Genomic DNA, 17,380 nt, shown 5'->3' on the forward strand with positions numbered 1-17,380 from the left:
TCACCCGCCCAACCGCGGGGCAAGGCCCCATCGCGCCATCTCGAAGAACAACAGAACACGAATCGCGAGCAACCAGAGGACCGTGAAGAGAATGACCAGCGGCGCCGGAACCGCCGACGGCGTGATGGCCCTGACGGGCCGTACAGCGAGGTCCGAGGTCCAGACGAAGCCGCGCCAGATGTAATTGTCCCAGGTCGCCGGCACGAACAGTCCGAGCAGGAAACGCCCGAGGCAGGCATACATGATCACGGCCAGCACGTAATTCGGAACGTGATAGTACCAATGCTGAAAGAACGAGGCGGCAGCGTCCAAGCGGAATCTCCGGGGTTTCGACCGAGGGCGCGAGCGCCTCTCAACCAGAATGCCGTGCAGAGGGCAAGGTTTACCACACCGCGAATGGAAACGGGGGCCCGCGGGCCCCCGTCCCTCTTGTCCAGGCGTGCCGATCAGTGGCTGATCGCGCCGGAGCCCTTCTCCTGCATGACCACAGCACCCCGCGGACGACGGATCTCGTCGATGAAGTTCTGCATTTCCTGCGAGGGCTCCTTGGTGAATTTGGACACCACGATGATCACCAGGAAGCCGAGCGGCATTCCGAAGAGACCCGACGAGATGCCGCGAACGCCCCACCAGTTGGCGACAACCTGCGCCGTCCGGTCGAGAACAGCCCAGTTGGCCGGCGTCGCCGCCGCCGCATAGGCCGCCTTGGCCGCCTCATAGGCCTGCAGCTGCGCGGTGGTCGCAATCGAGAGACCCTTCCAGGTCTCATAGAAGGCGGGCGCGAAGTAGCGGGTCGCGACGAGGTAGTAGAGGGTGATGCCGAAGCCGGCGATGAGGCCCCAGATCGCGCCCTGCGTCGTCGCCTTCTTCCACCAGACACCGAGGATCAGTGCGGGGAAGAAGCCTGCGGCCGCCAGCGAGAAGGCCCAGGCGACCATCGCGACGATGTCGGCTGGTCGGAACGAGGCGACATAGGCTGCCGCGATCGCCACCACGATGAGCAGGATGCGGGCGACCACCAGGCGCTTCTCGGTCGAGGCGTTCTGGTCGATCATCTTGTAGTAGACGTCGTGCGACAGGGCGTTCGCCATGGCGAGCAGCAGACCGTCGGCGGTCGAGAGCGCCGCCGCGAGGCCACCGGCCGCCACCAGGCCGGCGATGACATAGGGCAGACCCGCAATCTCGGGCGTCGAGATCACGATGGCGTCCGCCTGGATGCCGAAGTGCCGGAGCTGGATCACCGGGTTGAACGAGGCGACGTCGCCGGTGTGCTGCATCACGCGGGCGCAGGCCGTGCGGACCGCCTCCAGCGTGGTGGCATCGACACCGCAGATCTGGATGAGGCCCACGCGACCGTAGGAACGGATCCAGCTGAGGTTGTCGGCTGTGAACAGCGCCGTCAGGTTCTGGCCGACAACGTTGTTGTACACCTCCATCTTGGCGAAGGCGGCATAGGCCGGCGCCGTGAAATACAGGATGGAGATGAAGAACAGCGACCAGCCGACCGACTTGCGCGCCTCACGCACCGAGGGGGTGGTGAAGAAGCGCATGAGGACGTGCGGCAGGGAGGCCGTGCCCACCATCAGGCAGAGGATCAGACCGAAATAGTTGACATATTCGACCCAGAGCGCAGTCGCCGAAAGCGCCGGATTGCCGAAGCTCGGGTTGATATAGCCCACCGCCGGAACGATCACGTCCCCGGCAGCCCGGAGCTGCGCTTCCTTGGCGGCGATCTGCGAGAGCACGTCACCATAGGTCAGCTGCGGGATCGGGATGCCGTATTTCTGGGCCGACAGCACGACCACCGGCAGCAGATAGGCGATGATCAGCACGATGTACTGGGCGACCTGGGTCCAGGTCACCGCGCGCATGCCGCCGAGCATCGAGCAGACAAGAATCCCGACGAGGCCGACATAGACGGCGACGACGTAATCCATGTTGAGGAGTCGGGCGCCGATCAGGCCGGTGCCGACGATCTGCGCCACCACATAGGTAAAGGAGCAGCTCATCAGCACCATGATGGCGAGGCCGCGCGCGACCTTGCCGCCATAGCGGAACGAGAAGAAGTCCGGGATGGTGTAGGCGCCGAATTTGCGCAGGAACGGCGCGATGAGCGTCGCCACCAGCACGAAACCGCCGGTCCACCCGAGGATGAAGGCGAGGCCGTTATAGCCGAGCAGGTAGAGCGAGCCCGCCATGCCGATGAACGAGGCAGCCGACATCCAGTCGGCGGCCGTGGCCATGCCGTTATACAGGGCCGGGACCTTGCGGCCGGCGACATAATATTCGGACACTTCCGCCGTGCGCGAAATGATGCCGATCGCCGCATAGACGCCGATCGTGATCGCCACGAAGGAATAGCCAATCCATGCCGGTGGCATGCCGAGCTGCTCGAGCAGAGCGAGCACGATCACCGCGCCGAGGAATGACAGCGTGTAGAGCTTGTAGATCTTGCCGAGATTCGAAATGAAATCCCGGCCACCAGTGGCTTCAGTCGTCATCTGTGATCCCCCCGGTTCAGTCTTCGTCGACGCCGAAATCGCGATCGATCTGTTCCTGCTTGTTGCAGAACCAGAAGATCAGGATCAGAAAGGCGATCAGCGAGCCCTGCGCAGCCATGTAATAGCCGAGCGGGAACTTGAGGATCGGGATCGCAATATTGTTCAAGGACGGCGCGAAGAAATGGACGAAGAACGAAAAGAATGCCCAGATGCCGACGGCCGTGAACGTCAAATTGCGTGTTGCATTCCAGTAACCCACATCATCCGGCTTTTGCGCCCTGTCTTCCGGTTTGCTTTGAGACATTGCGTAACCTCCCTTTGCCCCGTGGCGACCTCTTCAGGCTGTTGACGCCCAAATTCCCGCCGACCCGTGATTGAGCGTTGCGCTTCGTTGCTGAGCACCACGCATTTTGATGCCAATTCTCTGGTTGGCCGGCTCGTCCGCATCACCACCCAGCGACGGCAGGGCAACCCGACAAACCAGAATTTTATGCTGCAATGCAATTGCTGCGTTGCAACACAATACTTGGCTTTTACACTTGCAACGCTAAAGAGACACCGCAAGGCTACAATTGTACCATAGTCTAATGGACCTGCGACCAATCGCTGCAATCCCATCATTCCGCTTGAAATAGGCTTGAGAGGGTCGCCCTGCGGCAGCGTGGCTGTCCAAAGCGCCTCGCCACGACCGATTGAGGCCGCAACAGAGCGACCGTCGCCGGCGAAACGAGCACCGTCTCCGATTTGCCGGACAGTCCTTGCCGGTGTTATGTCCACCGACGATGCTGGAGCGACGCATGGGCCTGTTCGACGCCATTCTGGGCCGCAAGAAGGTCATCGCCACCTGGAATCAGGTCGACGACTTCGTGGCCGACCACGCCGCCTTTGTCGTGAACCGGTCGATGTACGAATATAGTCGGGCGCGTTCGGGCGTCCTCGCCGAAAAGCTGTTCCGCGAAAAGTCGTTCCGGGAGGCCATGGACCACGGCCGCTGGAAGGCCTTTCCCCTCGGCGTCGCGAACATCGTCGAACTGGTCGATGGGCGTCTGCGCTCCGCCGCCCAGGGGCGCGAGCCGGTGCTGCTCGAGGCGCTCGTCGCCAGCGGGCAGCGCGTGCTGCGGCGGCATCCCAGTCCCCCGGGGGTCTCAGCGGAGTGGTGGGCAAACGCGGCTCAGGACATGGAGAAGCGCGTCAGGCTGGCGGCGATGGCTGCACCCAAGGCAGCCCAGGACATTCCGAAATCGACCTTCGACGAAATGTTCGCGCTCGTTCCGATCCATCCCGACCTGATGAAGCTCGACCACGAAGTGGTGCTCAACCATGTGCGGGGCATGATGGTCAACATCGCCTCGACACTGGCCGAAGCCATCGATCCGCGGGCGCTCGTCGAGGCCCTGCCGCCGTCGCAAGCCTGACGTCGGACGGCGCCCCGCCCCACCCTCTACTGCCGCTTTCCCGTGCCGTCGTCGGTGGCGGGTCTTCCGGCCACGACCGGAGGGAAGGGCCGCGTCCCCGTCACCCGGCCGGATAGGGCCTTCGGTTGTCGGACAAAAGACGACGGCGCCAGAGTGACCTCTGGCGCCGCCGGATGTCGTCAGGACCCTGCGATTCCTATTTGTTGTCGTAGGTGAAGATGTCGCGATCCTTGGTTTCCGGCAGGAACAGCAGTCCGATGACGAAGGTCATCAGCGCGATCACGATCGGGTACCAGAGGCCGTAATAGATGTCGCCGGTGGCGGCCACCATGGCGAAGGAGGTGGCCGGCAACAGGCCACCGAACCAGCCGTTGCCGATATGGTAGGGCAGCGACATGGCGGTGTAGCGGATGCGTGTCGGGAAGAGCTCGACCAGCGCGGCGGCGATCGGGCCGTAGACCATGGTCACGTAGATGACCAGGATCGTCAGGATGCCGATGATCCACAGGGCAGTGCCATTGAAGAGCGCGGAGAAGAAACCGCCGACCTTGATGATCTCGGCATTGCCGGCGGCCGGATAGCCCGCCGCCTGGGTGGCGGTCGCGAGGTTGCGGGCGAAGGCCGCATCGATCGGGATCGCCGTGCCATTGACCGTCAGCGTCGCCCCCTCGCCAGCCGCGCCGCTCACCGTGTCATATTTGATCGCCTGGTTGGCGAGGGCGACACGGGAGACGTCACAGGGTGCCGTGAAGACTCGCGTTCCCACCGGGTTGAACACATTGCCACAGCCCGCCGGATCCGCGGTCAGCACCACCTTCACCTGTTCGTGGGCGCGGTGAAGGGCCGGGTTGGCGGCCTTCGTCAAGGCCCCGAACAGCGGGAAGAAGGTCGCCGCCGCGATGAGGCAGCCGGCCAGAATGATCGGCTTGCGGCCGATCCGGTCCGACAGGGCGCCGAAGACGATGAAGAAGCCGGTGCCGAGGACGAGCGACCAGGCGATCAGCACGTTGGCGGTGAAGAGGTCGACCTTGAGGATATTCTGCAGGAAGAACAGGGCGTAGAACTGCCCGGTGTACCAGACCACGGCCTGGCCGGCGGTGAGGCCGAACAGGGCGAGCAGACCGATCTTGGCGTTCTTCCACTGGCCGAAGGCCTCGGAGAGCGGCGCCTTCGAGCCGGTGCCCTCTTCCTTCATCTTCTGGAAGGCCGGACTCTCGTTCATCTGCAGGCGGATCCAGACGGAGATGCCGAGCAGGAAGACCGAGAGCAGGAACGGGATACGCCAGCCCCAGGCCGCAAAAGCCGCCTCGCCGAGATACATGCGGATGGTCAGGATGACCACCAGGGAGAGGAGCAGGCCGACGGTCGCCGTCGTCTGGATCCAGGACGTGTAGAAGCCACGCCGGCCGACCGGCGCATGTTCGGCGACATAGACGGCGGCGCCACCATACTCGCCGCCGAGGGCGAGGCCCTGGAGCATGCGCAGCATGATCAGAATCACCGGCGCGGCCCAGCCGATCGTCTCGTAGGAGGGCAGCAGGCCGACCAGGAAGGTCGAGACGCCCATGATCACAATCGTGACCAGAAATGTGTATTTGCGCCCGACTATGTCACCAAGGCGGCCGAACACCAGAGCACCGAAGGGACGAACCAGAAAGCCCGCGGCGAAGGCCAGAAGCGCAAAAATGGCGCGGGTATTGGCGTCGAATGGCGCGAAGAATTGCGCGCCGATCATCACGGCCAGAGAGCCGTAGAGATAGAAATCGTACCACTCGAAAATGGTTCCGAGCGATGAGGCCAGGATGACCTTGCGCTCTTCCTTCGTCATGGGGCGCGGCGTAACAGGCGGCGCGACGGCGGTGGCCATCGTCATGGGCTTTTCCTTCCTGATGGGGCGGGCATTGTTGCGGCGAAACCGCGCCGATGACTTTTTTGATTTGTCGGGTGCGGCAACTCGCCACGGCCACAGGGCTAGATCTGCCTCCCTTGATTGTCGCTTGGACATTGGTCGATGCGACCTTGGTCGATAAGCAATTGAGCCTATGCGACCTGACCATTGCAGGGAGCGGACAGGCAAAATGTGGGATTCTGTGGCCTGTTCGGGGCGCTTTCCGAGCGGCCGGAAGACCGATCGCCCAACGGCTTACAGATTACTACGTAGGCACGGGCAGACCGTCAGGCCGTCCGGAACCACCCGAGCGATCAGGTTGTCACCATGCGGCCGGTGAGCCGATACTGCGTTCGGGAGCCGCCCCCGGGGCGGTTCGGGGGAGGACGCCGCGATGCAGACCCACAGGCTGGAGGACCTCGCCCGGATGGTGCCGGACGGCGCCAGGCTCGCCCTGCCGGTCGATTATGCCGGCGTCGCCATGGCGATGACCCGCCCGCTGATCGCCCGCGGCCTGCGTGACCTCCATGTGGTCTGCCTGCCGACGGGGGGCATGCAGCCGGACATGCTGATCGGCGCGGGCTGCGTCGCCACCATCGAGACCAGCGCCATGACGCTCGGCGAGGCAGGCGGCGCCCCCTGTTTCTCCCGCGCCGTGCGCGAGGGGTCGATCAGGGTCATGGATGCCACCTGCCCAGCGGTTCACGCGGGCTTCCTCGCGGCCCAGAAGGGCGTGCCCTTCGCCACCCTTCGCGGCATGATCGGCACCGATGTCCTCGCCAACCGGCCGGACTGGAAGGTGATCCAGAACCCCTTTTCCGACGATCCCGACCCGATCGTCGCCATTCCGGCGATTCGCCCGGACGTGACGATCTTCCACTGCCCGATGGCCGACCGCGACGGCAATGTCTGGATCGGCCGCCGACGGGAACTGGCCAGCCTCGCCTATGCCTCCGCGTGCACGCTGGTGACCGTCGAGCGCATCGTCGAGACGAGCCTGCTGGCCGACGAGGTCATGGCCGCCGGCGTGTTGCCGGCGCTCTATGTCGAGGCTGTGGCGGTGGCGCCCCGAGGTGCGGCGCCGATCGGCCTGTGGGGCGAATATCCCGCCGACATGGCCGAGATCGGCCGCTATGCCCGGGAGGCGCGCACGCCGGAGGGTTTCCGCGCCTGGCTCGACGGCGCCGACCGGGCGCTGGAGGCCGTGTCGTGAGCGCCCTCCTGCCGCGCGAGCGGCTGATCGTCAGCATCGCGCGGCTTCTGGAGGGTGTGCGCCACGTCGCTGTCGGCGCCTCCTCGCCGATTCCGGCGGCAGGCGCGATGCTGCTCCGGGCGCTGGCCGAGCGTGACGGCAAGCCCCGGGTGCGGATCTCCATCCTCGGGTCGCGCGAGCACAACTTCTTCACCAACGGCTCGGCGGAACTCTTCGACTGTGCCGGCCAGGGCCGGATCGACGCCTTCTTCCTCGGTGGTGGCCAGATCGACGGCGAGGCCAACATCAACCTCGTCGGCACGGGCGACTATCCACAGACGCCGGTGCGCTGGCCGGGGTCCTTCGGGTCGAGCTATCTCTATTTCGTCGTGCCGCGGGTCATCCTCTTTCGCGAGGAGCACACGCCGCGCGTCTTTGTCGAGAAGGTCGATTTCGTCTCGGCGCCCGGGACCAGCCCCGAGGAGGTGTACCGGCCCGGCGGCCCCCATGCCCTGCTGACGAGCCTCGGGGTCTTCTCCTTCGACCGGGCGGCCAGGCGCTTCCGGCTGGAGAGCGTCCATCCCGGCCATACGCTGCCCGAGATCAAGGCGGCCACGGGCTTTGCCTTCGACCACGCGCCGGACGTGCCGGAAACCGCCGATCCCGATGCGGCGACGCTCGCCCTGCTGCGCGGCCGGGTGCTGACCGAGCTCGGCGAGACCTATCCGGAATTCGCCCGGCAGATCGGCGCCGACATCACCGCGGCGGACCTTGCGGCCTGCCAGCCGGCCTGATCCTCAAGCTGGTGCGGCGGCCGCTGCTTCGCTGCGGGCAATCTGACGCGAGCGCCGCAGGTTGATCGTCATGAGGGCAATGAACACGCTGATCGCCACCCAGTTCGCCACCTCGCCGAAGGGCACGATCAGCACGAAGCCGGCGACGCCCATCACCACCCGCTCGACGATCTTCAGCGGCGCCTCTGCAAAGCCCTCGATCGCCGCCGACATGGCATAGATGCCCGGCAGGGCGAAGGCGGCGATATAGAGCTGGACGAAGACGTTGCTCGACAGGAAGGGCTGGTAGGCCATCATCAGCGGCACGAAATAGAGGGCCTTAGACAGCCGCCAGGCCACCATCGCGGTGGGCAAGGGCTTGGCCCCGGCGATGGAGGCGGCCGCATAGGCCGGGATACAGACCGGGGGCGTCACATTGCTGTCCTGGCTGAGCCAGAAGATGATCATGTGCGCCGACAAGAGCGCCAAAGTCGCCGCGCCGGGCGTCAGGAGCGAGTCGAAGATCTGGCTGCGCATCTCGATCGGGATGGCGGCGAGCAGACGCACCGCGTCGGCTTGGGCCATGGCCGTTCCCGCGGGCGGGATGACCAGATCGGGCACCGCCAGCTGGCCGATCATCCGGACCATGTCGGGAATGTTGCCGGCGACCAGCGAGGCGGTCGCCGTCTGGCTCAGGATCATGTCGGTCAGAGCGGGGGCCGAGAGCGTCGCCAGCACGACATAGGAAGCGGTGACCGGCAGGGCCGCGCCCAGGACGAGGGAGGCCAGGGCGATCAGCACCAGGGCGATGGCGAGGTTTCCGGCCGCCCAGCGATCGATCATGATGGAGAAGGTGCTGCCGATCCCGGTGGTGGCCACTGCCGAGATCATGATGCCGATACCGACGAGCAGGACGGCCGTGGGCGCCATGCTCTTGGCACCCAGCGCCAGCGCCTCGATGATGCGACGCGGGCCCATGGGCGTGTCAGAGATCCAGGAAACCACGACGACGGCAACGATGGCAGCACCGGCCGCATAGGCCGGGCCGATGCCGGTGAACAGCAGATAGAGGAGCAGCGTGAAGGGCACGAGAAAGGGCAGGCCGCGGCGGCGGACCGTCTCCCACATCGGAGGGGCTTCCTCGTCGACGAAGCGCAGGTCATGGCGCTTGGCATGGATGCGCACGCCCATGGCGACGCCGAAGAAATAGACGATGGCCGGAATCGCCGACACGGCCGCAATGGTCAGATAGGGGACGGAGGTCATCGAAGCCATGATGAAGGCCCCGGCCCCCATGATCGGCGGCAGGATACCGCCGCCGGTGGAGGCGGCGGTCTCGACGCCGGCGGCGAAATGCGGCTTGAAGCCGGCCTTCTTCATCAGCGGGATGGTGACGACGCCGGTGGAGGTGACATTGGCCACTGCCGAGCCCGAGATCGTGCCGGACAGGGCCGAGGCGATGACGGCGACGAACCCGGGGCCGCCGAGCATGCGGCGGGCGAGCGCCCGGCCGATGTCGAGGACGAAGCGGTCGGCGCCCGATACCTGGAGAAAGGCGCCGAAAATGATGAACATGGCCACCAGATTCCAGGAAATCTGCGCGATGTTCCCGAACATACCGTCGTCAGAATAGAAAACGCGGAACAGCGCGATCTCAAGGCTCAGGCCGGCGAAACGGAAAGCGCCGGGAACCCAGGGCCCCAGGAGGGTCATGTAGAGAAAGGCGATGACGCAGAGAATCGGAACGACCCAGCCGGTGGTGCGGCGGATCAGTTCCAGCGCGATGAGCGGCGCGGCAATGGTGAAGACCCAGTCATACCAGCGGAAGGTGCTGGACCGCGCGTAAAAGCTCTCCTCACCGAGGAACAGGTAGAAGACGCAACCGACGGCCAGAAGGCCGATCATTCCGTCGAGGAGGAGGGCCAGCGCGCCGCGCCTCCCCCCCCCGGCCAGGAGAGGCCAGGCCAAGGCCCCGATCACCGCGAAACCGGCGAAATGGATGGTGCTGGCGCGCAATTCGCTCAGCACACCGAAAGTGTTGAGCCAGATGTGCCAGGCCGCCAGCAGCGCCCCGCCCCAGTAGATGAAATGCGCGACGAGGCTTCCCTCGCCGCGCAGATCGCGGTCGTGCCGCAGATCAGCCTTGTCGCTCACGGATCAGGCCGGACGGATGCGCTCGGGGATCGTGACCCCCTTCTCGCGATAGTAGCGCGCAGCGCCCGGATGGACCGGATTGACGATGCCGGCGAGGGCCGTCTGGATGTTGATCTCCTTGGTCGCCGCGTGAATCCCGTTGAGGAACGGCAGGTTCTCGAAGATCGCCTTGGTGACCTCGTAGACGTCAGCCTCCGGCACCGAATCGTTCACGGCGAGGAAGTTCGGTTGCACGATGGTCTGCAGCGGCTGCGGTTGGTTCGGATAGGAATTGGCCGGAATGGTGAAAGGCACGAAGAGGCCGTTGCCGCCATCAGCCTTCTTGGCCTGTTCGGCATTGAACTGCAGCAGCTTGAAGTCGGTCGCGTTGCGGGCGAAGAGCTGGGTGATCGCTGCCACCGGCACGCCGCCGCCCGGGTTTGAGCCATCGACTTGGCCGTTGAGCATGGCCTCGGTGGAGGGGCCGAAGCCGAGGAACACCAGATCGAAGATGTTGGGATCGATGCCCAAATTGGCGAAGATGAACCGGTTGGAGAACTCCGTTCCCGAATTGCGTGCCGACATGGAGAAGCGCTTGCCGCGCAGGTTGAGGATGTCGTCGATCGTGCCGGTCGGGGCGAGGCTGGCCCGCACGACGAAGTGCTCGACATTGCCCCACAGGGCGCAGATTGACCGCACGTTGGACTGCTTGCCGGCCTGCTGAATCGGCCCCGATCCGTCGCGGGCATAGACGCCGAACAGCCCCTGGAGAATGGCGAACTGGGCCTGATTCTCGCGCATAAGGCGGATGTTCTCGCCCGAGCCGGCGGAGGAAATCGCCGACATGTCAATCTGCTTCGCGTTCTGCAGGCGCAGCTTGGCCAGCGTGGCCAGAGCAACGCCAACGGGATAGTAGGTCCCGCCCAACGTGGCTGTGGCGAGGATGTAGTTGCGCGCCTGGGCGCGGGCGATGGACGGTGCTGCGATCAGCCCCGCGCTACCGATAATGAATTGACGACGATCAGGCATCGAACTCCCCGGGTTTGTGTTTATTGACAGACAAGGTAGGGCGAACTGCACGGAAGGCCAATGCCAAATTTTACGCACCGTTTGGCGTCCGGACAACCGCGCTAGCCGGGGGTGGCTTCGGCCTGCACGTCGCCAGCGGCGATCAGGGCGTCGATCTCGGCCGCCGCCAGACCCGCTTCGCCGAGCAGGTCACGGGTATGCTGGCCGAGCCGCGGCGCCGGGCGATGGGGCACCGGCTGGGTCGCCGACCAGGTGCTCGCCGGCTGGATCTTGCGGATCGCGCCCTCGCTCGGATGGTCGACCACCGGCATGAAGCCGACCGCCTGCAGATGCGGGTCCTGCATGATCGATTCGAAGTCGTGCAGCGGCACGAAAGGAATGTCGGCCTTCTCGAGGAGCGCCATCCACTCGGCGGTGGTGCGCCCGGCAAAGGCGGCGGCGACTTCGGCATAGAGCGCATCGATATGGTCGGTGCGCGTCTTGATGGAGGCCAGGCGCGGGTCGGCATCGTAAGCCGCGGCCCGGCCCGTCGCCGTGTAGAAGCTCTTCCACTGCTTGTCGTTGTAGACCAGGGCGCAAATGTAGCCGTCCCTGGTCCGGTAGGGGCGGCGCTCGGGCGACAGCAGGCGCTGGTAACCGCCCTCCCCCAGCGGCGGCTCGAAGGTGAGGCCGCCGAGATGGTCGGCGAGCGTCAGGCCCACCATGGTCTCGAACATGGGCACGTCGACCCGCTGGCCCTCGCCGGTCTTCTGCCGGTGGTAGAGGGCGGCATTGACGGCACCGACCGCAGCGAGGCCGACGATGCGGTCGGCAATGGCTGAGGGCACGTAGCGGGGCGTGCCGTCGCCGGCGCGGGCGATGAGATAGGGCAGCAGCGCCGCCCCCTGGATCAGGTCGTCATAGGCCGGGCGGGCGGCATAGGGGCCGTCCTGGCCATAGCCGAACATGCCGGCATAGATGATGTCGGGCCTGACGCTGCGGACATCGTCATAGCCGAGCCCGAGGCGGGCCATGGCCTGAGGGCGGATGTTGTAGGCGAGGACGTCGGCGCCCTCACAGAGCTTCAGCAGGGCCTGCCGGCCGCCGGCGGTCTTCAGGTCGATGACGATGGACCGCTTGGAGCCGTTGGCGTTGAGGAAGAGCGCGCCCATGCCGTGATGGCGGGCCGGGCCGATATAGCGGACCGGATCGCCGCCGGGCGCCTCGACCTTGATGACGTCGGCGCCCATCTCGGCGAGGACCTGCGTCGCCGACGGGCCCATCATGACGGTCGTCAGGTCGAGGATGCGGATGCCCGCCAGCGGTCCCACGGCGCGGTCCCCGCTCATGTCTTCGGCGAGTAGTCGCGACCCTTGACCAGGCGCGTCGGGCTGTAGGTCATCACCGTCTCGCCGCGCTGGTTGACCACACGGTTGACCGTCTTGACGATGCCGCGACCCGGCTTGCGGGTGGCGCGGGACTCGACCACCTCGCATTCGACATGGATCGTGTCGCCGGCGAAGGTCGGAGCCTCGACATTGAGTTCCATGCCAAGGAAGGAGAGGCCGACGCCCTGGACCACGGTCTGCATCAGCAGGCCCTCGGCGAAGGAATAGACCAGCGCGCCGGGGCACAGGCGCTTGCCGGCGAAGAGCGATTCCTCCTCCAGATATTCGAGGTTGGTGAAGAGCACCTCGACCATGCCGGTGACGCCGACGAAGAGCGTGATGTCGGCTTCGGTGACCGTCCGCCCGATGGTGCGGAACTTCAAGCCGACCGGCGTGTCTTCCCAGCGCAGGCCCAGGCCCACCGTCTTCATCTCGTCCGCCATGGTCTTCTCCCGATCTTTCCCGGCTGTTGCCGAGGTGCTAGTTCACAGTCCAAATTTCGTCAATACGATTAACTTCATCGTATTTGTGATAATAAAGGTCCGCCATGCCCGCCTTCATCACCATCACCCGCGAAGGGCCGACGGCGATCCTCACGTTTGACCGGCCGGGCGCCCTCAATGCCTGGCATGCCCCGATGCGGGCGGAGATCGTGGACGGGCTCGCCGCTCTCGACGCCGATCCGGATGTCAGGGTGGTCATCGTCACGGGTGCGGGCCCCCGCGCCTTCGGTGCCGGCCAGGATCGCGACGAGCCCACCCCCGCCGATGCGGAGATCGAGGCCTGGGTCGCCGGCTGGGGCAGGTTTTTCGTGACCTTCCGGGCCCTGTCCAAGCCGACAATCGCGGCGCTGAACGGCGTCGCCGCGGGCTCCGCCTTCCAGGTGGCGCTGCTCTGCGACTTCCGCGTCGGCCATGATGGCGTTCGCATGGGACAACCCGAGATCCGCGCGGGGATCGCGTCGAGTTCGGGCCCCTGGATCATCGGCTCCGCCCTCGGTCTGGCCGTTGCGACCGACCTCTGCCTTACCGGCCGCATGATGGCGGCGGCGGAATGCCGGCGCCTCGGCCTGTTCAACCGCGAGGCCGAACCCGGCCTGGTGGTGGCAGAGGCGCTGCGCCTCGCCGAAGACCTCGCCGGGCTGTCGCCGCTGGCGCTGGCACTGACGCGCCAGCGGCTGAAGCGCTTCGACGAAGCGGCCTTCGTCGAGACGCTCGCGCTGTGGCCGGCCATGCTTCGCCGCATACGGCAGGCGGGCGGCTGAGCCCGTCTCGGGAGTGCCCCGGCCGTGCCGCGCCATTTCCGACAGTCTCGCGGGACCATCAGCCCATGGTGATGCCGTTGTCCTTCACCACCTTGTCCCAGCGGGCGAGCTCGGCGAGGATATACTGGCCGTAGGCCTCGGGTGTGCTGCCGAGCGGTGTCGTCTGCTGGTCGGCGAGGCGCGACAGGAATTCCGGGTTCTGCAACGCCTTCATCATGGCGCCATTGACCTTCTGCACCACGTCGCGCGGCGTGCCGGCCGGACCGACGATTCCCTGCCAGGCGCCGATCTCGAGATCCTGCAGGCCGAGTTCGGTGAGGGTCGGGATGTTAGGCAGCGCATCCAGACGCTTGGCGCTGGTGACGGCGAGCGGCTTGAGGCGTCCGTCCCTGATGAAGGGCAGCGAGGAATTGATCGTGTCGGTCATGAAGTGGACGCGGCCGCCGGCGAGGTCGACGAGAGCCGGGGCACTGCCGCGATAGGGCACATGGGTGACCTTGGCGCCGATACGGCCGAGGAGGAGCGCCGATCCGAGATGGGTGATCGAGCCATTGCCGGTCGAGGCATAGGACAGTTTGTCGGCGTTGGCCTTCACATAGTCCATGAACTCCTTGACGTTGTTCACCGGCATCTGCGGATGAACCTCGAGGACCATCGGCACCGTGGCGGTCAGTCCGATCGGTACGAAAGACTTCACATCGTAGTTGAGGCGCGGATAGAGGGCCGGGCTGATGGCGATCGCCGAGGTGTTGTAGAAGAGATTGTAGCCGTCCGGCGCCGAGGTGGCGATTTCCTGCGCCGCGATGTTGCTGTTGGCGCCGCCGCGGTTCTCGATGACGATGGACTGGCCGAGATGCTCGGCCATGTACTGGGCGAGCTGGCGCGCCACGATGTCGGTCGGGCCGCCGGCGGCGAAGCCGACCACCATGCGCACCGGCCGGGTCGGATAGGCGCCCTGGGCGACGGCGGGTGCGGCGAGCGACAGGCCGAGGCCGGCCGTTCCGAAGGCGAATGTGCGGCGATCAATCATGGGGTTCCTCCCGTTGGATTGGTGACTGGGATGCCGTTGGCGCTGGTCATCCGGTGGCTTTGGGGGTGGAGGCCATGTCGTGCACGCGGGCATCGACATAGGCGATCTTGTGGCGCTGGACCTTCTCGGTCTCGGTCTTGGGGATAGTCGCGGCGAATTCGACAAAGCGCGGGATCATGAAGGCCGGCAGGCGGCCGTCGAGAAAGGCGAGGATATCGGCCGGCGCGGGCGGCGCGGCCTCGGGGACGACGAGGATCTTGATCTCCTGGCCGAGGACCGCATCCTCGATGCCGACGACGGCGCAGTCGGCGACGCCCGGCATCTTGCGCAGCACCGTCTCGATCTCGACGGGCGACACCATCTCCCCGCCGCGGCGGATCAGTTCCTTGATGCGGCCATGAAAGTGCAGATAGCCGTCGGCGTCGATATGGCCGCGGTCGCCGGTATGGAACCACAGGTTGCGGCAGGCCTCTGCCATCTTGTCCGGCTGGCGCCAGTAGCCACTCAGGATGATTCCGGGCGCCCGCGGGCGCACCACGATCTCACCCTGGGCGCCGGCCGGCACTTCCTGGTCCTCGGCGTCGACGATGCGCACGTCCATGTCCGGGCGCAGACGGCCGCAGGATCCGATGCGGGTCGCGCCTTCCGTGTTGATCGAGACGAAGCCGCCGATCTCGGTCATGCCGTAGAGCTCGCGCACCGCAAAACCGAAGCGCTGCTCGACCTCGCGCCAGACTTTTTCCGGGGCGCCGCCACCGGTGCAGAAGCGCAGGCCATGGTCGCGGTCCTCGCCATGGCGCGATGCCAGGATCGACAGGATCGTGCCGACATAGGTGAAGCAGGTGGCGCGGAAGCGCCGGGCGTCGGCGAAGAAGGACGAAGCGGAGAATTTCTCGCGCAGGATCAGGGCATAGCCGACCTCGAGCGCCGACATCACCGCATACATCTGCGGGTTGGCGTGGAACAGCGGCAGGACCACCATGCAGCGGTCCCCGGGGCGAAAGCCGAGGGCCGACACGATCTCGGCACCGGCGGCCAGATAGGCGGCATGGCTGTTGACGACGCCCTTGGGCAGGCCCGTGGTCCCCGACGTGTACATCATCGTCGCGGGCGCCAGCGGCGGCAGGCTGACCGCGACCAGTGCGGATCCCGGCCTGTTCGCCATAAGCGCGGCATCGTCGGCGAGTTCCAGCAGCGGGATGCCGAGAAAGGCGCCCTGCCCCGCCGCCCCCCTGGCGGCGAGAAAGGCGCGGTCGGCGACGACGAGCTTCGCCTCCGATTGCGCGACGACATAGGCGAGGCCGTCGCCGACCAACTGGATGTTGATCGTCACCGCCACCGCCCCGGCGAGGTTGATGCCGAACCAGGCGACCAGGAAGCCGGCGCTGTTGCCGGCGATCAGCGCCACATGGTCGCCGGGCGCGATGCCACGGGCCTGCAGCGCCGCGCCGAAATGGCGGGCCGCGGCATGCACGTCGCCGAAGGACCAGTCGCCCGCATCCGTGACCACGAAGACGCGGTCGGGATGGGCTGCGGCGTTGCGGGCAAGGAGGTCGGTGATCATGGGGCGGCGAGGAAACGGGTCAGGTATTTGCCGATGGTGTTCTTGAGGATTTCCGCCGAGCCGCCGGCGATCTCATAGGCCTTGGCATCGCGCAGGAAGCGGCCGAAGGGGGCGTTCTCCATGACCCCATAGGCGCCGCAGACCTGCACGGCGAGGGAGGCGACGTCGGTGGCGACCTTGGCCGCCTTGAGCTTGGCGGCGCTGGCATAGCGGTCCTGGTCGATCCCGGCATCGAGCGCCTCGGCGGCACGGTAGACGAGAAGGCGTGCCGCCTCGATCTCGGCCAGCATGTCGGCGAAATACCACTGGATCCCCTGGAACTCGATGACGCGCTGGTCGAAGGCCTTGCGCTTGCCAACGAAGGCGAGCGCCGCGTCGAAGGCGGCCCGCGCGATGCCGATGCTGATGGCGCCGGCCAGGGTGCGCGAATAGTTGAGCGTGCCGACGGCCTGGCGGACGCCCTTGCCCTCGACGCCGATCAGCGCGTGATCGGGCAGCCGCACCCGGTCGAGCACCAGGTTGACATGCGGGCCGTTGCGCAGGCCGAAGGTCGCCGAATTGGTGCCGATATAGGACGACAGGCCATCGAGCCCCGCCGGCACGGCGAAGGTCGACACCCCGACCGGCGTCTCGGCGAGGATGATGAAGAATTCGGCGGCCGAGCCCGAAGTGATGAAGGACTTCTCGCCGGTCAGCAGCCAGCCCTCGCCGTCGCGCACCGCCTTGGTGTCGAGGCTGCGGATGTCGCTGCCGTGGTTGGCCTCGGTCAGCGCATAGGAGGACAGGAGCCCCCGGCCGAACTGCGGCAACCACTCCTCCTTCAGCGTCTCGTTGCCGAAGGTGCGGATGATGGTCTGGGCCTGGAAGATGGTGATCAGCGAGATGCCGACGGCGGCGCTGGCATAGGACACCTCCTCGAAGACCGCGGCCGCATGGCCATAGGTGAGGCCGGCGCCGCCACGCTCGACCGGCAGGGCGACGGCATTGTAGCCGGCCTTCGCCATGGCCTTCAGGATATCGCGCGGATAGACGTCGCGGCGGTCGATGTCATCGGCCTGGGGGACGATCTCCCGGCGCGCGAAATCGCGGATTCCCGCCACGTAATCCGCATCGATAGTGGCCGGCCAGAGGTCCATCCGCTCCCGTTTCCCCGATTTTTCTTGTTGCGGGCAAACTGGCAGGCCGGGAAATATTCGTCAATTTGATTTTGTTCATCACATATGC

At 66.0% G+C, this 17,380-nt stretch carries 15 protein-coding genes; 4 read left to right on the forward strand and 11 right to left on the reverse strand.

The window, feature by feature from the left end; translation table 11 throughout:
- The 3 genes from Q0C57_RS11510 to Q0C57_RS11520 all read right to left on the reverse strand — a co-directional run bounded on the left by Q0C57_RS11510 (position 1) and on the right by Q0C57_RS11520 (position 2,805).
- The gene (locus Q0C57_RS11510; RefSeq protein ID WP_296576501.1) at positions 1-312 is read right to left on the reverse strand and encodes a hypothetical protein; all 312 of its coding nucleotides are present in this window, start codon (positions 310-312) and stop codon (positions 1-3) included.
- A gap of 134 nt (positions 313-446) precedes the next feature.
- Positions 447-2,501, reverse strand: coding sequence for a sodium:solute symporter family protein (locus Q0C57_RS11515; RefSeq protein WP_296576503.1), 2,055 nt, complete (start codon positions 2,499-2,501; stop codon positions 447-449).
- Between the two features lie 16 nt (positions 2,502-2,517).
- Positions 2,518-2,805: a DUF4212 domain-containing protein gene (locus tag Q0C57_RS11520; protein WP_296576505.1), complete on the reverse strand. Its 288-nt coding sequence runs from the start codon at positions 2,803-2,805 to the stop codon at positions 2,518-2,520.
- A gap of 493 nt (positions 2,806-3,298) precedes the next feature.
- Between Q0C57_RS11520 and Q0C57_RS11525 the strand changes: the two genes are divergently transcribed.
- Entirely contained in the window at positions 3,299-3,916 is a 618-nt protein-coding gene (locus tag Q0C57_RS11525; RefSeq protein ID WP_296576512.1) for a hypothetical protein, read from the forward strand.
- 196 nt (positions 3,917-4,112) lie between these two features.
- On the opposite strand, the gene Q0C57_RS11530 is transcribed toward Q0C57_RS11525, so the two are convergent.
- On the reverse strand, positions 4,113-5,789 hold the full coding sequence (locus tag Q0C57_RS11530) for an MFS transporter (RefSeq protein ID WP_296576514.1): 1,677 nt from the start codon (positions 5,787-5,789) through the stop codon (positions 4,113-4,115).
- Between the two features lie 409 nt (positions 5,790-6,198).
- Between Q0C57_RS11530 and Q0C57_RS11535 the strand changes: the two genes are divergently transcribed.
- Positions 6,199-7,017, forward strand: a complete 819-nt coding sequence (locus Q0C57_RS11535) for a CoA transferase (RefSeq protein WP_296576516.1) — start codon at positions 6,199-6,201, stop codon at positions 7,015-7,017.
- Positions 7,014-7,790, forward strand: coding sequence for a CoA-transferase (locus tag Q0C57_RS11540; protein ID WP_296576518.1), 777 nt, complete (start codon positions 7,014-7,016; stop codon positions 7,788-7,790). Before Q0C57_RS11535 ends, Q0C57_RS11540 begins: the two co-directional genes overlap by 4 nt.
- Before the next feature lie 3 nt (positions 7,791-7,793).
- On the opposite strand, the gene Q0C57_RS11545 is transcribed toward Q0C57_RS11540, so the two are convergent.
- The 4 genes from Q0C57_RS11545 to Q0C57_RS11560 all read right to left on the reverse strand — a co-directional run bounded on the left by Q0C57_RS11545 (position 7,794) and on the right by Q0C57_RS11560 (position 12,741).
- The gene (locus Q0C57_RS11545; protein ID WP_296576520.1) at positions 7,794-9,923 is read right to left on the reverse strand and encodes a TRAP transporter fused permease subunit; all 2,130 of its coding nucleotides are present in this window, start codon (positions 9,921-9,923) and stop codon (positions 7,794-7,796) included.
- 3 nt (positions 9,924-9,926) lie between these two features.
- A complete protein-coding gene (locus tag Q0C57_RS11550) occupies positions 9,927-10,931 on the reverse strand; it encodes a TAXI family TRAP transporter solute-binding subunit (RefSeq protein WP_296576522.1) in 1,005 nt (334 codons plus the stop codon).
- Positions 10,932-11,032: 101 nt separating this feature from the next.
- Entirely contained in the window at positions 11,033-12,241 is a 1,209-nt protein-coding gene (locus Q0C57_RS11555; RefSeq protein WP_296576631.1) for a CoA transferase, read from the reverse strand.
- Between the two features lie 14 nt (positions 12,242-12,255).
- The gene (locus Q0C57_RS11560) at positions 12,256-12,741 is read right to left on the reverse strand and encodes a MaoC/PaaZ C-terminal domain-containing protein (protein WP_296576525.1); all 486 of its coding nucleotides are present in this window, start codon (positions 12,739-12,741) and stop codon (positions 12,256-12,258) included.
- Between the two features lie 104 nt (positions 12,742-12,845).
- Between Q0C57_RS11560 and Q0C57_RS11565 the strand changes: the two genes are divergently transcribed.
- A complete protein-coding gene (locus Q0C57_RS11565; RefSeq protein ID WP_296576527.1) occupies positions 12,846-13,562 on the forward strand; it encodes an enoyl-CoA hydratase/isomerase family protein in 717 nt (238 codons plus the stop codon).
- Positions 13,563-13,620: 58 nt separating this feature from the next.
- On the opposite strand, the gene Q0C57_RS11570 is transcribed toward Q0C57_RS11565, so the two are convergent.
- From Q0C57_RS11570 to Q0C57_RS11580, 3 genes are read right to left on the reverse strand one after another with little or no spacing between them, the layout of a single operon-like run.
- Entirely contained in the window at positions 13,621-14,592 is a 972-nt protein-coding gene (locus Q0C57_RS11570) for a tripartite tricarboxylate transporter substrate binding protein (RefSeq protein WP_296576529.1), read from the reverse strand.
- 46 nt (positions 14,593-14,638) lie between these two features.
- The gene (locus tag Q0C57_RS11575) at positions 14,639-16,156 is read right to left on the reverse strand and encodes an AMP-binding protein (RefSeq protein ID WP_296576531.1); all 1,518 of its coding nucleotides are present in this window, start codon (positions 16,154-16,156) and stop codon (positions 14,639-14,641) included.
- Positions 16,153-17,292 carry an acyl-CoA dehydrogenase family protein gene (locus Q0C57_RS11580; RefSeq protein ID WP_296576533.1) on the reverse strand — a complete coding sequence of 380 codons (1,140 nt, stop codon included), beginning with the start codon at positions 17,290-17,292 and terminating at the stop codon, positions 16,153-16,155. Before Q0C57_RS11580 ends, Q0C57_RS11575 begins: the two co-directional genes overlap by 4 nt.
- Between the last annotated feature and the right edge of the window lie 88 nt (positions 17,293-17,380).

Origin of the sequence: Phreatobacter sp. (assembly GCF_022843985.1) — a bacterium.
In the GTDB taxonomy this organism is placed as follows: Bacteria; Pseudomonadota; Alphaproteobacteria; order Rhizobiales; family Phreatobacteraceae; genus Phreatobacter.

Excerpts from the sequence above, each read along its gene's own strand:
- Q0C57_RS11570 (WP_296576529.1), bottom strand. The coding sequence starts at position 14,592 with ATGATTGATCGCCGCACATTCGCCTTCGGAACGGCCGGCCTCGGCCTG.
- Q0C57_RS11550 (WP_296576522.1), bottom strand. The coding sequence starts at position 10,931 with ATGCCTGATCGTCGTCAATTCATTATCGGTAGCGCGGGGCTGATCGCA.
- Q0C57_RS11535 (WP_296576516.1), top strand. The coding sequence starts at position 6,199 with ATGCAGACCCACAGGCTGGAGGACCTCGCCCGGATGGTGCCGGACGGC.
- Q0C57_RS11520 (WP_296576505.1), bottom strand. The coding sequence starts at position 2,805 with ATGTCTCAAAGCAAACCGGAAGACAGGGCGCAAAAGCCGGATGATGTG.
- Q0C57_RS11565 (WP_296576527.1), top strand. The coding sequence starts at position 12,846 with ATGCCCGCCTTCATCACCATCACCCGCGAAGGGCCGACGGCGATCCTC.
- Q0C57_RS11530 (WP_296576514.1), bottom strand. The coding sequence starts at position 5,789 with ATGACGATGGCCACCGCCGTCGCGCCGCCTGTTACGCCGCGCCCCATG.
- Q0C57_RS11560 (WP_296576525.1), bottom strand. The coding sequence starts at position 12,741 with ATGGCGGACGAGATGAAGACGGTGGGCCTGGGCCTGCGCTGGGAAGAC.
- Q0C57_RS11525 (WP_296576512.1), top strand. The coding sequence starts at position 3,299 with ATGGGCCTGTTCGACGCCATTCTGGGCCGCAAGAAGGTCATCGCCACC.
- Q0C57_RS11575 (WP_296576531.1), bottom strand. The coding sequence starts at position 16,156 with ATGATCACCGACCTCCTTGCCCGCAACGCCGCAGCCCATCCCGACCGC.
- Q0C57_RS11515 (WP_296576503.1), bottom strand. The coding sequence starts at position 2,501 with ATGACGACTGAAGCCACTGGTGGCCGGGATTTCATTTCGAATCTCGGC.
- Q0C57_RS11580 (WP_296576533.1), bottom strand. The coding sequence starts at position 17,292 with ATGGACCTCTGGCCGGCCACTATCGATGCGGATTACGTGGCGGGAATC.